Genomic DNA, 13875 nt, shown 5'->3' with positions numbered 1-13875 from the left:
TTAAAGTGTGCCAGTGAGCATGCCTTGCGCTTTTGAATTTAGCTATTGAATGAAGAAGGATCAAAAATAGTTTTCGCCGTTTTTTAATACTAGTAAATGGGAAAGCGAAAAACTTGGATTAGTGAGTTATGCTATAATTGATTGAGATAAATTTTTAAGAATTCTATAAGTTAAGAAGGAGCGTTGAGCTTATAAATGAAGAAATATGTGTTTAGTTTACTCGCGCTAGTTTGCCTAGGAGCCTGTCGTCCTGCAAGCACGGAAGAGGGAACGGGCCAAGCTAGTCAAGCAGAGACGGTGAACAGTGAAAGTTCTAGTCTTGTTAAAGAGGCATCGTCTCAGCTGTCAGAAAGTAAAGGAGCCCCTAAGGCGTCCCAGAAAGCAGCTGAGCTAGAGTCCTATGAAACGGTCTTGGCTGACTGGCGCCAGGCTTTGGAGGCGGGGGAAGCTAAGCCTGGTATCGATTCCCACCAAATTCAAGTCGATCCCCAGGTCATGTCCTATACCTTATACGACATTAACCAAGACGGTCGGTCAGAGCTCTTGATCTATAACCATGACCAAGAAAACTTGATTCAAATTTACAGCCTAGCTGGCGATCAAGCCCAAGCTCTCTTCGATGACCCATCGATTGGCTATCGCAGTCAGTTGAGTCTGCTTCAGAATGGTGAGATTCTCCAGGAAGGGTCAGGCGGAGCGATGGATCATGTCATTCAACTTTTCGCCTTGGATGACCAAAGTTCCCAATTAGACGAGTTGGGAGAGATGCGAATCAAGAAGATGGAAGATGACAGCGACAAGGTGGTCGCCCAAGAAGGTCGGCTCAGCCCAGAAGTCTATGAGCAAAGTAAGGGTCAAATAATTGATTTATCCAGGCTAGACTTCAAGCCTCTGATGGCATCAGGGCAGGGACAAGAGGCGCAAGAGGAAACTAGCGGGTCTGCTGACTATCCTTATGCGGTTGATGCGGAAGATCTGGCAGGGACCTACATTAGGGGAAATGGTTTTCTAATTAATGGGGGCATGGGGCGGATGACCATCTACCCCGATCAAAACTTGCTCGTCTTCCACCAGACAGCGGTCGATGGGCGAAAACAAGAAAGTCGCTTCCGCATCCGTATTGACCAGGTGCCTACCCAGACCATCCAGACTTTTCGTGAAGGCCAATCTTGGGATGACTTAGCTGAAATTAAGGTCAATACGGCTATCTATTTAGAAGAATTTCTAGGAGGGGATGAGGCACATGCGGATAAGGAAACGAGTTACAACGGTGACACCTTCTATGCCTACCGTCGAAAGACCGGTCAGTTAGCCGTCTCCAACCCAAATTATTATGTGGAGTCGCCTTATAAGACTTCAGATATTTATCTAGAATACACTGAGGAATAAAGAAGGATAAAAGGAAAGCGGCCCCAGTCGACTTGTAAACGCCGACTGGGGCCGCTTTTGTTTGTGTATTTTAGGTCTGCCTGGCTTTAATCACACTTTAAGAGATCATCAAAGCCTTTGGGCAGGAAGGGACGGAAGTAGTCGGTTTGGAAGTCGAGGGCTTCTTTGGCGACGGTGGCTAGGCGGGAATCCTGGGACTGGAGGAAGTGGCGGATCCAGTGGAAGTACCAGGTCTTGTCGGCCTGGCCTTGGAATTCTTCGAAGAGTCGGGCTAGTTGCTCGGGACGCTGGACAGCGATAAAAGCGGCATTGGCCCGGTGGTAGGTTCGCATAGGTGGGGCGGGCAGGGCAAAACCCCGGGATTCGAAGTGTTGGATAAAGTAATCGAAATTAGGGGCGAGGTCCATCCACTGGTCAGTTTCCAGGTCCCGGTAGCGGACGCTAGGGGTTTTGGCTAGGCCGCGCTGGTCACGTTCCCGCTTGTCATGGGGGTCATAGTCCAGGAAGACGATTCGGTCGCCATCTTCATAGATAATTAGGCTGCTTTTAGGCAGACTATCCCGGTGCTTGAACTGGTCTTGGAAGGCCAGACTAGGAATGAGATAGTCCTTACGAACAGCTTGGGGAAGCAAGCCAGCCAGGTAAGGGATATAAACGGCGCTCAGTGAATCTGAGGTGGGGGCAGAGGTGGGATAGTAAGATTTTGAGGTATAGCCGCCATTCTGTTGGGTGAGGAGTTGGTGGTAGCTAAGCGGCAGGTCCTCTACCATAATCTCCCCGTAGAGGGGGCTAGTGGGCAGGTAGGTGAGTTGTTGTTTTTGGAAGGCTAAGCCAATCAGATGCATGTTCTTCGCTCCTTTAAATACGTACAGTCCCTCCCATCTTAATATAAGCAGCTAAAGAAAGTAAAGCTTGAGATCTATCCTGGCTTGTGTTTTTAGGCTTTTTAGTTAAAGCTTATAGTTTTTTGTGGGGGGAATATGCTATCATTAAGGGGTATGATAAGGAGGTGGGGACGTGATTGAGAATTATATTTATATCTTAGTAGATGAGGTATCCAACCATGTGTTATCGCGCGGTTTGGGCCTGGCCTACTTGCAGCGCAGTATGAAGAAGAAGCCACAGAACTTACTGGTTCTATCCTGCCAAAAAGATTATGGCCAAGCGGATGACCATACACATTTTAAGCTCATCCGGGGCGAACGGAGTGTCCAAGATTTCTTAAGTGGGCAGAGTCGCTTAGCTTTTCCAGATACTAAGTGGGTGGATTATTATTCCCAAGAACTCCTGCACCAGCTAACACCAGGTGAAATTGCAGAACTATTGTATTTAGGCCATGTGAACCGCCACTTGCACTCGCCATTCTTCTATAAGTTGCAAAATAATTATGTCTTCCTGCCCATGGCCAATGGGATCTTGAAGACTTACTACCGGGATGTCAAGGAGTTTTACTTCCAGCTGGCCAATGTGATTCGCGACAAGCTCTTGGCCCAACGTCCTGAGCGCCGTTCCTTGTTCGGCTGGCGGTCACATAATCCCGGCGAAGAGGCGAAGATTCCCTTGCCTCCCATGGCAGTCATGCAGGAAATCCGTCCGCTTTTAACGGAAGGGGTTATCTTTGACTTTAGTCAGCTCACTTGGCGGGAGGACCAGGCGATGGCGATCCCTCTCCTGTTAGCGGAAGACCAAGTTGATGATATTCTTCAACGCAAGCAAACCGTTCTTTTAGCTAAATTAAGCTATTCAATGAAAGATAAAAAATGGGCATTTGAGCGCATCGCGGATGCCAACCTATTTGGAGGTTAAATTATGAGAATTGTACTACTTTATGGTGGGGACAGCGCGGAGCATGATATATCCGTCTTAACGGCTGCTTCCATCCTCAAACATTTGGATTATAAGAAGCACCAAGTTCAGCCTGTCTTTATTGACCGGGAGGGGCAGTGGATTGCTGGTGAGCTGCTTGAAGAATACAGCCTCAGTGAGGATAGCATCCTCTATCTCGAAGCCAGCGACCAACAACACTTCTACCGCCAAGGTGAAGCTGAAATTTCTCAAGGGCTTGCTGTTGTTCCGACCGATGTTTTGACCAAGGATAGCCTGGCCTTCCCTGCCCTGCATGGACCGAATGGGGAAGATGGTACAATCCAAGGCCTCTTTGAAGCACTGAATGTCCCTTATACCGGGGCAGGTGTCCTTGCTTCAGCGGCAGGTATGGATAAGATTATCTCCAAGCAACTCTTCCAACAAGCTCAGATCCCTCAGGTGCCTTTTGTTGCTTTGACTAGCTACCAGTATGAGACCGAGCGCAGCGAAGTAATTGCCCGCATTGAGGGGCAGTTAGTCTATCCTGTCTTTATCAAACCTGCCAATATGGGGTCTAGCGTAGGAATTACCCAGGCCCAGGACCGGGATGCCTTGCTCCAAGGCCTAGAAACAGCCTTCCATTATGATACCCGGGTAGTGGTTGAACAAGGGATTGAAGCTCGGGAAATTGAGGTGGCTGTCCTCGGTAATGAAGAGGTTCAGGTCAGCCAACCTGGTGAGATTGTCAAGGACCAAGGTTTCTACGACTATGAAGAGAAGTATATTAACAACAGCATCGAGATGGCGATTCCAGCCGACCTCCCAGAGGAAAGCGCCCAGGCTATCCAAACCTACGCCAAGAAGGCTTATTTAGCCATTGATGGCTCAGGCCTCACCCGCTGCGATTTCTTCGTGACCCACAATATGGATATCTATATCAACGAGGTCAATACCATGCCTGGCTTCACCCAATTTAGTATGTATCCTTCTCTCTGGGCAGCTTCAGGCTTGTCTTATGAAGACTTGCTCGAGAAATTACTTAACCTGGCCCTAGAGCGCTTTAATAAAAAACAAGGACTAGCCAACCAATAGGATGTGTGCCATGAAAAAATTAGCCTTAAATGAAATTGCTAAAGCTGTCCAAGGACAGGTCCAAGCAGAAGACCCCGACGCGGTCTTGCTTGACCATGTTGTTTTTGATGCTAGACAAGCCCAGCCTGGGAGCCTCTTTGTTCCCTTAACTGGGCAACGCGATGGCCATGACTTTGCCCAACAAGCCCTAGACAATGGGGCGGTGGCTGCCTTTTGGTCCAAGGATCCAGCCCAGGCTCCTGCCGGCTTGGCCTTAATCCAAGTGCCCGATACCCTGGCTGCCCTCCACGATTTGGCAGCTTACTACTTGTCTTTGGTCCAAGCTAAAGTCGTGGCGATTACCGGTTCATCCGGTAAGACGACCACCAAGGACATGACAGCGGCCTGCCTATCGGTGGCCTACCGGGTCCACAAGACCCAAGGCAATTATAATAATGAAATTGGTGTTCCGATTACTATCTTAGAGATGCCAGAAGAAACGGAAGTCCTTGTTTTAGAAATGGGGATGTCTAATTTTGGTGAAATCCGTGAATTGAGTCTCCTAGCCCAGCCCGACCTGGCTGTGATTACCATGATTGGTGAGGACCACCTGGAATTTCTGAAGACCAAGGCCAATATCGCCAAGGCCAAGCTTGAAATTTTGGACGGCTTAAAAGAAGGGGGCAGCTTCATCTATCCTGGGGAGGAAGAGCTAATTACTTCTCAATTAGGGGATATTCGAGAAGACATCGAAACCCTGTCAGTCGGTTTAACGGAAAACCAGGATATTTATGCTCTGGATATTATTGTGGACCAGTACCAGACCCAATTCAGCAGCAACCTGTCACCAACCGTTCAGTTGACAATTCCGGTTTCGGGCCGTTATAATGTTGTGAATGCCTTAGATGCCTGTGCGGTCTCTTACCGCCTGGGCCTGTCGATTGAACAAATCCAGGAGGCCCTGGCTAATTTCCAAATGACGGCCAATCGGACAGCCTGGATCGAAGGCATTAATGAGAGTCAAGTGCTGGATGATACTTACAATGCTAGTCCTTCAGCGATGAAGGCTGTAATTAGTAACTTCGTCCAGGTTCCGCGGGCAGGTGATGCCCAACAAGGGCGCAAGCTCTATGTGCTGGCTGATATGTTAGAACTAGGACCAGATGCAGGCCAGCTCCATGCCAGCGTAGCGGATGTCTTGACTCTTGAAGACCAGGATCAGGTCTTACTCTATGGCTTGGAGATGGAAGCTCTCTATGAGCGCCTCCTAGCTGCCGGTCAAGCCCGGCCAGACCAGGTGCATTATTTTAAAGAAGATAAAGCGGCCCTCATTGCTTGGTTGGAAGACCATACCCGCCACTATGACCAGATCCTGGTGAAGGGGAGCCATGGGATGGGGCTTTTGGAAGTAGTTGAAGCCCTCCGCCGCCCAGATATAGAAAGCCAAGCTAAAGAAGATTAGCTCAGCAGCCTCTGTCTCGCCACACAGCCCTCGACAAGCTGCCCAAAGAAAACAGTCGACTGGTCGGCTGTTTTTTTACTAAAGGAGTAGAATGACTCCTACAAATATAATCCTTAAGAATGAAATACGGAGGAATGGAATGAAATTTACAGAAATGGGCTTGAGCCCGCAATTATTAAAAGCTGTCGATAAGATGGGCTTTGAAGAAGCCACACCGATTCAATCAGAAACGATTCCCTATGCCTTAAAAGGACGGGATGTCCTGGGCCAGGCACAGACGGGGACGGGGAAGACGGCCGCTTTTGGCCTTCCCCTCTTAGAGAAGATTGATCCCTATGCTAAGGAAGTTCAAGCCTTGGTTATCTCGCCAACCCGGGAATTGGCTATCCAAACCGGGCAAGAACTCTACCAATTAGGTGAAGAGAAACGGGTCCAATGCCTGACAGTTTACGGCGGTAGCTCGATCCAACGGCAATTACGCCAGTTGGAGAAGAAACGGCAAGTGATCGTGGGGACGCCTGGTCGTTTGCTTGACTTGATTCGTCGCGGGAAGTTAGACTTGTCCCACATTCAGACCCTGGTTCTCGATGAGGCGGATGAGATGCTTAATATGGGCTTTATTGATGACATTGAAGCGATTATTGCTAAGACGCCAGCCGACCGGCAAACTCTGCTCTTCTCGGCGACCATGCCCAAGGCCATCCAACGTATTGGGGAGCAATTTATGCAGGATCCGATCCAGGTGAAGATCAAGGCCCAAGAGATGACGGCCGACCTAATCGACCAATACTTTACTCGCTGTCGGGAGAGTGAGAAGTTCGATGTCTTGACCCGCTTCATTGATGTCCAAGATCCTGTCCTAGCCATTGTCTTCGCACGGACCAAGCGTCGGGTGGATGAAATTTCGCGTGCCCTAATTGAGCGCGGCTATACAGCAGAAGGCCTCCACGGGGACTTGAATCAAGACAAGCGGTCCATGTTGCTCCGACAATTTAAAGATGAGAAGCTGGATATCTTAGTGGCAACAGACGTGGCAGCCCGGGGCTTGGATATTTCTAATGTGACCCATGTCTATAACTTTGATATTCCCTTGGACCCCGATAGCTATGTCCACCGCATTGGTCGGACGGGTCGGGCAGGCCGCCAGGGGGTTTCAGTTACCTTTGTTGGCCCAAATGAATTAGGTTACTTAAGAACCATCGAAGACCTAACCAAGAAGAAAATGATGCCCCTGCGTCCACCATCGGCTAAGGAAGCTTTCAGCGGGCGGATCAACCAGGCCTTAGAAGAGGTTAAAAAGCTGACCGAAGAGGCCGATCCTTCTTACTACCAAGAAGCCATCGACTACCTCTCCGCCCACTACAGTACGGACCAATTGGCCCTAGCAGTCCTCAGCAGTTTAACCAAGGATCCTAATGAGGTTGAGGTTCGGATTACACCGGAACGGACTCCGCGCAAGAAGTCGGGCGGACGCAAGCGCAAGGGGGCGAAGCGAGGCAATCATAAGCGGTCTTACCAACAACACGATAAGAAGGGTAAGAAGAAGTCCTACCAAGGCTCCAAGGACCATCCAAAAGGCAAGAAGCGGGGCTCACGGAAGAAAGTCTCCTTTGATATTCGCTAGGAGGCAAGCTGTATGATTATTGGAATTGGCACGGATTTAGTTGAAATCAAGCGGATTGACCAGGCTTGTGCTAAACAGGGCGACCGCTTCATTCAGCGGGTTCTAACAGAAGAGGAAAGCGCGGTCTACCAAGCCTTCACTTCTTCTCAGCGCCAGGCGGAATTTCTAGCGGGGCGCTGGGCAGCCAAGGAGGCCTGTGCCAAGGCTTGGGGGACGGGTATCTGTAAAGAACTTTCTTTCCAGGACATGGCTATTTTGTCAAATAAAAGCGGTCAGCCCCAGCTCTTTTGTCTTAAGATTCCTTACGCTATCCATCTCTCGATTACCCATACTGCCCATTATGCCAGTGCTTATGTGGTCATTGAAGACCGAAGACCTGAACTTAATTAAAAACAATAATTGTTTATCGTAAAGATTGAAAAATAACGTATCGAAAGCCTTAGCTGAAAAGGCTTCGATGCGTTATTTTATTTTTAATTATAAATACTAAAACCAACAATTAAGCTGGACTCGGCCTGATTAGTCGCTTTTGCTGCTTAGTTTGTTACAATAAACTTAAGAAAAAACGGAAGGGACCGAAATTATGATTGAATTTAAGAATGTCAGTAAGGTATACCCAGGCAATGTCCACGCCTTAAAAGATGCGAATTTGACCATCCAAGACGGAGAGTTTGTCTGCTTTATCGGCACCTCAGGGAGTGGGAAGACGACGGCTCTGCGGATGATCAACCGTATGCACGATCCATCCGAGGGGGAGATCCTTATTGATGGTCAGGCGACCACTTCCATGAATGCAGTCGATATGCGGCGCAAGATCGGCTATGTGATCCAGCGTATTGGGCTCATGCCCCACATGACTGTCTATGAAAATATTGTGACTGTCCCCCGGCTCTTGAAATGGGACGAAGACCGCTGTCGGACGGAAGCGGAGAAGTTGATGAAGCGGGTAGAACTTCCCCTCGACTATCTGGACCGCTATCCGAGTGAATTATCCGGTGGCCAGCAGCAGCGGATCGGCGTTATCCGTGCCTTGGTGGCTAATCCGAAGATCGTCTTGATGGATGAGCCTTTTGGGGCCTTAGACCCAATCACCCGGGATGCCCTGCAAGAATTAGTTAAGGAATTACAGCGGGAATATCACAATACCTTCATCTTCGTGACCCATGATATGGACGAGGCCTTGAATCTGGCTGACCGTATCGCCATCTGGGACAAGGGGAACTTACTCCAGTACGACACCCCAGAGGAAATCTTGCGCCATCCAGCAGATGATTATGTGAAGAGCTTCCTGGGCGAAGACCGGCTCTTTGAAGCCAAGACCCAGTATATCCAAGTCAAGGATGTCATGAATGACAAACCCCTGTCCATCAGCATGGGCCAGTCGCTCAGTGATGCCTTGACTCTCATGCGGGACAGCCATGTGGACAGCCTCTTCGTGGTGGATGACCGCAAGCGGCTCAAGGGGCAGATCAGCATTGAAAATATTATGAATGCCAGAGATATGGAAGCTAGCGTGAGTGATGAAATGGTCAGACGTCGGGGCGTCCAAGAAGATGCCCTCGTCCAAGATACCATCCAGCGCATCCTGAAAGCCAAGGTGCAAAACGTGGCGGTTGTTAACCGTGAAGGACAATTGACGGGGATTGTGACCCGGTCTAACCTGGTCAATATTGTCTATGAAGTAATCTGGGGCGAGACGAAAGCGATTGAAGGAGTTGAGATCTAATGGCAAACTTCCTAGCTGAAAACGGCCAAGAACTCATTAATTTGACCCTTCAACACCTGCTCTTGTCGGTGGTTTCTCTAGCCTTGGGGATCTTGATTGCGGTGCCTTTGGGGATTCTTCTCTCCCAGCACCCTAAGATCGCAGGGGGCGTCATCAGTGTGGTCGGCGTCCTCCAAACCATTCCTACCCTGGCGCTCTTGGCCTTGATGATTCCTATTTTTGGGGTGGGACGTTTGCCCTCCATTGTGGCTCTCTTTATCTATTCCCTCCTGCCCATCCTCCGCAATACCTATCTGGGGATGACCTCGGTTGACCCAGATCTCTTGGATGCTGCCAAGGGGATGGGCTTGACGGCCTGGCAGGTTATTAAGGGTGTCCAGCTCCCTCTCGCCATGCCGGTGATTATGGCAGGGATTCGTTTGTCAACGGTCTATGTGATTGCCTGGGCCACTCTGGCGGCCTATATTGGCGGTGGGGGCCTTGGTGAAATGATCTTTAACGGCCTCAACCTCTACAAGCCAGACCTGATTATTGGGGGAACGATTCCGGTCACCCTGATTGCGGTTTTGGCAGACCTTTTGATGAATTATCTGGAAAAACTAACCCAACCCCAAACGACCTCGAAAGGAGCTGGTGAAGATGCGTAAATTCTTAAAGACAGCCTTCACCCTGGGGCTGAGTCTATTCCTATTAGCAGCCTGTAGCCTACCTGGACTCGGGGCTTCGACTTCTGAGGATGAGATTGTTATTACGGGCGGTATGTCGACCGAGATGCAGATCCTCGCCTATATTGTGGAAGGCATGTCCAACCACTATATCGACGTGCCAACCAAGGTGATCTCTAACCTCGGCTCCTCTTCCCTCAACCACCAAGCCCTGATGAAGGATGATGCTAACGTTTCAGCGGTCCGCTATACCGGAACCTCGGTAACTGGGGAATTGGGGATGGAAGCCATCACTGACCCTGAAAAAGCTGCAGAAACAGTAGTTAAGGGCTTCGACCGCGAATTCGACCAGAAATGGTATCCTACTTACGGTTTTGCCAATACCTATGCTTTCATGGTGAGCCGGGACAAGGCTGAAGAATTAGGACTGGAAAAAGTTTCTGACCTGGCCCAATATGCGCCTGATCTAAAGGCAGGGGTGGACTCTTCCTGGTTGAGCCGGGAAGGGGACGGTTATGAAGACTTCAAGCGGATTTATGGCTTTGATTTTGGCCAGACGCTACCTATGTCGATTGGCTTGACCTATTCAGCGGTAGCCAATGATGAAGTGGATGTCATCTTGGGTTATTCAACGGATGGGCGGATTATTTCCGAAGACTTAAAAGTTTTGGAAGACGATAAACAGCTCTTCCCACCCTATGATGCCAGTCCTGTTGCAACCTACCATATCCTAGAGGTCCATCCTGAACTAGACAAGGTCTTACATAAGTTAGAAGGGACCATCACTGAAGAAACCATGCAGAAATTAAACTACCGGGCAGATAACTACCTCTTGGAACCCAAAGTGGTTGCTGATGACTGGTTGAAGGCCCATAATTATTTTGAAGACAAGACACCTGAATTAAAGCCGATTGAAGATACTGTGGGGGGTGACTAAGATGACCGATATGACACAATTAAGTCTATTAGAACAGCTGAGCGTCTACTACCAGGAAAACCTGAGCTATGTGGTGGGACAGTTCGGCCAACATTTCTTGATGGCCATCTACGGTGTTCTTTTTGCGTGCTTGGTCGCCATCCCACTTGGCTTCTATATTGCCCGCCACCATCGCTTGGCAGATTGGGTACTTGGTTTGGCCAATCTCATCCAAACCGTGCCCTCACTAGCTATGCTGTCCGTTCTGATGCTGGCTATGGGATTAGGGAGCAACTTGGTGGTCTTAACCATTTTCCTTTATTCCCTCCTCCCCATTCTCCGCAATACCTATACGGGGGTCCGCAATGTGGACGCCGATATTATTGACGTTGGGATCGGTATGGGGATGACCAAGCTCCAGATTGTCTATAAGGTCGAGCTTCCCTTGGCTATGTCGGTGATCATGGGGGGCGTCCGCAACGCCTTTATTACAGGGATTGGGATTGCCACCATCGGGACCTTCGTTGGGGCAGGGGGTCTGGGTGATATCCTTTTCCGCGGGGTCAATGCCTCAGACGGCACGAGTATTATCCTCGCTGCTGTCATCCCCATTGCTCTCATGTCGATTGTTGCCGATTGGGGCTTAGGTCGGATCGAAAAAAGTTTAGACCCTAGCCAAAGATAGGAGAATGCTGTGGACTATCATTTATTAATTAAAATATTTAGTATTAACTTAGTTTATATCATGCTAAATACCATGCGCCTCTTGCTCTCGATGAGAGGCTATCGTTTCCCGGCCTCCTTCTTGGCGGTGATTGAGATTACTATCTATGCGATCGGTCTGTCTATGGTCATGCAGTACCTGGACCAGCCGGCTTATCTTTTCGCTTATGCCCTAGGTTTTGGGGTGGGGATTTATTGCGGGATGCTCTTAGAGGATAAGATTGCCCTCGGTTATGCTGTGATCCAGATCTTCATTGCCAGTGACAACCATGCCCTGGCTGAGGAATTGCGGAACCGCGGCTATGGGGTGACGGTCCAGTCGGGCTACGGCCGGGACGGGGATCGCTTAATCCTCACTATTCTGACGCCCCGGTCAACTGAGCGGAAACTCTGCCGGACCATTGAAGAAATTGACGACCGGGCCTTCTATATCTCTTATGATGCCAAGTATATCCACGGTGGTTTCTGGACCAAGCGGGTGACCAAGCTGCGCGTCCAACGTGCCCATGAGGCTCTGGAAGACCAAGAACCCCTGGATCCTCGGACAGAGCGGGTGAGTGAAGACGAGTTCGTTAATGATGAGATAAATAAGCTATAAGCATATGATAAAAACCAGAGAAGGCTTCTGATCAGCTCTGGTTTTTTTGTGGTGAAGTGAGACTAGTTAGTCGAGCTTGCAAGGCTCATTCGGAAGTCTTGAATGTGGCATAAAGTTTAGTAAGCCAGACACGCAGACTGTTATTAGGTGTTAGCAGTCAGCAAGCCACGATCTTTGTAGTTGGGGTCGCAGTTGCAGACTTGAAGTGACTTCCCCCAATCGGAACGTTCGGCTGAAGCCGCTCTTATCCGTTTGAGCTCCATTCATTCAAATCTAAGCAAGTCTCACACCCTTGGTCTTGTCAAAGGGGCATAATTTCGCTATGATAAGTTCTGTGTTGTTCGAAACCCGCCAACATAAAAAAACTATGGGAGGAATTTTTATGCAAAGTAAACACAATCAAGCCCTGGTGGTTAATGCCTTAATCGCTGCGCTTTATGTCGCCTTGTATTTTGTGGCCCCGCAATTCGCTTATGGGCCGATCCAATTTCGTGTGTCGGAAGGGCTCAACCACTTGAATGTTTACCATAAGAACTACAAGTGGGGTGTCGTTCTGGGCGTTTTCTTGTCAAATTTCTATGGCTTTATGACGGGCCTGGGTTGGTATGATATTGTCTTTGGGACTGCCCATACCTTGCTTAGTTTCTTACTGTGCGACTGGGTCTATCGTTACCTGAAGACAGATAAGCAGAAACTCGCCGCAACGACTCTGATTTTTTCAATGATGATCTTTATTATCGCTTTTGAGCTGAACTTGGCCTTTGAATTGCCTTTCTGGGCGACCTACGCTTCTCTCTTTGTCAGTGAAGTGATTATCCTAGCTTTAACCGCTCCTCTGATCTATTTGATCAACAAACGATTATATCTTGCTAAAATGTTTAACCATTAAAAATAAAGAAAGACACGCTGGCTAGGCGTGTCTTTTCTTTATGGTTGATGCTGCGCGAGGCAAGTTTGCGCAGGCTTGAGGAATGTCTTATTTTTTGCTTTGGACAAAGGCATCGTAGTCCTTGCTGGCTTGGTCATGGTCTGACCAGGCGGGGACATAGGTGCCATTGGAAACAGTTTTGATGAAGTCTGCCGTGTCTTGGCTTTGGAATTCATTAACAACCTTTTCTAGGATGGGGTCATCGGCCCGGTCGCGTTGGGCGACAATGCAGACCTTGTAGATATTAGGCGTGTTTTTAGGATCTTCCACATAGATAGCTTGGTCCTGGCTGATACCGGCATCTTGAGCGATGGAAGCCCCTGTAATCATTAGATCAGCATCTTCCAGGCTGCGGGCGATCCCGTCTCCCTTCATCAGGATAAATTGAATATTCTTAGGGTTTTCGGCAATGTCATCCAGGGTCTTTTGCCCTTGACTATCTTTAAGCTTAATTAAGCCGGCACGCTCGATTTCCTGGAGGCTGTGGTCTAAGTTGACAGGGTCATCTGGGATGGTGAATTTAGCGTTTTGAGGCACGTCTTCAACTGACTGGATGTCGGGATTGGCAGTGTAGATGCCGATCGGTGGGATATAAGAATAACCAATGGGGACTAGGTCAGTATTATGGGATTGGTTGAATTCGGCGAGGAAGGGGATGTATTGGAAGACATTGAGGTCGATGTCATTTTCGGCAACAGCCATATTAGGTTGCACCCAGTCTGAAATGAGCTTGACCTCTAAATCGATTCCCTCCTTCTCCTTGAGTCGTCGGGCTGTATCCTGCCAGACTTCCTGGCTGAGCTGGTTGGAGACAGCTAAACTGACCTTCTTATGCTCACTTTCAGCAGTTTTCCCTTGTTGGCCACACGCTCCTAAAAAGAGGGCCAGAACGGCTAGGCCTAAGACCAAAGCCTTGTTTCTTTTCATCACAATCGACCTTTCTGTCTGTAGATTTATTGTCTCTAGT

At 49.0% G+C, this 13875-nt stretch carries 14 protein-coding genes; 12 read left to right on the top strand and 2 right to left on the bottom strand.

The window, feature by feature from the left end; translation table 11 throughout:
- Positions 1–195 precede the first annotated feature (195 nt).
- A complete protein-coding gene (locus tag HMPREF2626_RS02965; protein ID WP_070617247.1) occupies positions 196–1389 on the top strand; it encodes a hypothetical protein in 1194 nt (397 codons plus the stop codon).
- 86 nt (positions 1390–1475) lie between these two features.
- Here HMPREF2626_RS02965 and HMPREF2626_RS02960 read toward each other — a convergent pair whose 3' ends face one another.
- Positions 1476–2234, bottom strand: coding sequence for an SMI1/KNR4 family protein (locus tag HMPREF2626_RS02960; protein ID WP_070617245.1), 759 nt, complete (start codon positions 2232–2234; stop codon positions 1476–1478).
- Positions 2235–2406: 172 nt separating this feature from the next.
- Between HMPREF2626_RS02960 and HMPREF2626_RS02955 the strand changes: the two genes are divergently transcribed.
- The 11 genes from HMPREF2626_RS02955 (at position 2407) to HMPREF2626_RS02905 (ending at position 12869) form a co-directional block, all read left to right on the top strand.
- Positions 2407–3195, top strand: coding sequence for a hypothetical protein (locus HMPREF2626_RS02955; protein ID WP_070617243.1), 789 nt, complete (start codon positions 2407–2409; stop codon positions 3193–3195).
- A gap of 3 nt (positions 3196–3198) precedes the next feature.
- Positions 3199–4287, top strand: coding sequence for a D-alanine--D-alanine ligase (locus tag HMPREF2626_RS02950; protein ID WP_070617241.1), 1089 nt, complete (start codon positions 3199–3201; stop codon positions 4285–4287).
- 10 nt (positions 4288–4297) lie between these two features.
- Positions 4298–5728 carry a UDP-N-acetylmuramoyl-tripeptide--D-alanyl-D-alanine ligase gene (murF, locus tag HMPREF2626_RS02945; protein WP_070617240.1) on the top strand — a complete coding sequence of 477 codons (1431 nt, stop codon included), beginning with the start codon at positions 4298–4300 and terminating at the stop codon, positions 5726–5728.
- 139 nt (positions 5729–5867) lie between these two features.
- On the top strand, positions 5868–7352 hold the full coding sequence (locus tag HMPREF2626_RS02940; RefSeq protein WP_070617238.1) for a degradosome RNA helicase CshA: 1485 nt from the start codon (positions 5868–5870) through the stop codon (positions 7350–7352).
- Positions 7353–7364: 12 nt separating this feature from the next.
- A complete protein-coding gene (gene acpS / locus HMPREF2626_RS02935) occupies positions 7365–7742 on the top strand; it encodes a holo-ACP synthase (RefSeq protein WP_070617237.1) in 378 nt (125 codons plus the stop codon).
- A gap of 193 nt (positions 7743–7935) precedes the next feature.
- Positions 7936–9078 (top strand): ABC transporter ATP-binding protein, encoded by a 1143-nt coding sequence (locus tag HMPREF2626_RS02930; RefSeq protein ID WP_070617235.1) that lies wholly within the window; start codon positions 7936–7938, stop codon positions 9076–9078.
- The gene (locus HMPREF2626_RS02925; RefSeq protein WP_070617233.1) at positions 9078–9725 is read left to right on the top strand and encodes an ABC transporter permease; all 648 of its coding nucleotides are present in this window, start codon (positions 9078–9080) and stop codon (positions 9723–9725) included. Before HMPREF2626_RS02930 ends, HMPREF2626_RS02925 begins: the two co-directional genes overlap by 1 nt.
- A complete protein-coding gene (locus HMPREF2626_RS02920; RefSeq protein WP_070617231.1) occupies positions 9718–10680 on the top strand; it encodes an osmoprotectant ABC transporter substrate-binding protein in 963 nt (320 codons plus the stop codon). The genes HMPREF2626_RS02925 and HMPREF2626_RS02920 overlap by 8 nt, the downstream gene beginning before the upstream one ends.
- A 1-nt stretch (position 10681) precedes the next feature.
- Positions 10682–11344: an ABC transporter permease gene (locus HMPREF2626_RS02915; protein ID WP_070617230.1), complete on the top strand. Its 663-nt coding sequence runs from the start codon at positions 10682–10684 to the stop codon at positions 11342–11344.
- Between the two features lie 9 nt (positions 11345–11353).
- Positions 11354–11980 carry a DUF2179 domain-containing protein gene (locus HMPREF2626_RS02910; protein ID WP_070617228.1) on the top strand — a complete coding sequence of 209 codons (627 nt, stop codon included), beginning with the start codon at positions 11354–11356 and terminating at the stop codon, positions 11978–11980.
- A 382-nt stretch (positions 11981–12362) separates the two neighbouring features.
- Complete coding sequence (locus HMPREF2626_RS02905; RefSeq protein WP_070617226.1) at positions 12363–12869, top strand: QueT transporter family protein; 507 nt, start codon at positions 12363–12365, stop codon at positions 12867–12869.
- Between the two features lie 87 nt (positions 12870–12956).
- Here HMPREF2626_RS02905 and HMPREF2626_RS02900 read toward each other — a convergent pair whose 3' ends face one another.
- Positions 12957–13835 (bottom strand): MetQ/NlpA family ABC transporter substrate-binding protein, encoded by an 879-nt coding sequence (locus HMPREF2626_RS02900; protein ID WP_070617221.1) that lies wholly within the window; start codon positions 13833–13835, stop codon positions 12957–12959.
- Positions 13836–13875: the final 40 nt, after the last annotated feature.

Source organism: Aerococcus sp. HMSC062A02, assembly GCF_001809535.1.
GTDB lineage: Bacteria > Bacillota > Bacilli > Lactobacillales > Aerococcaceae > Aerococcus.
Note: the sequence above shows the minus strand (reverse complement) of the source record. Positions and strands in the feature narration are given on the sequence as shown.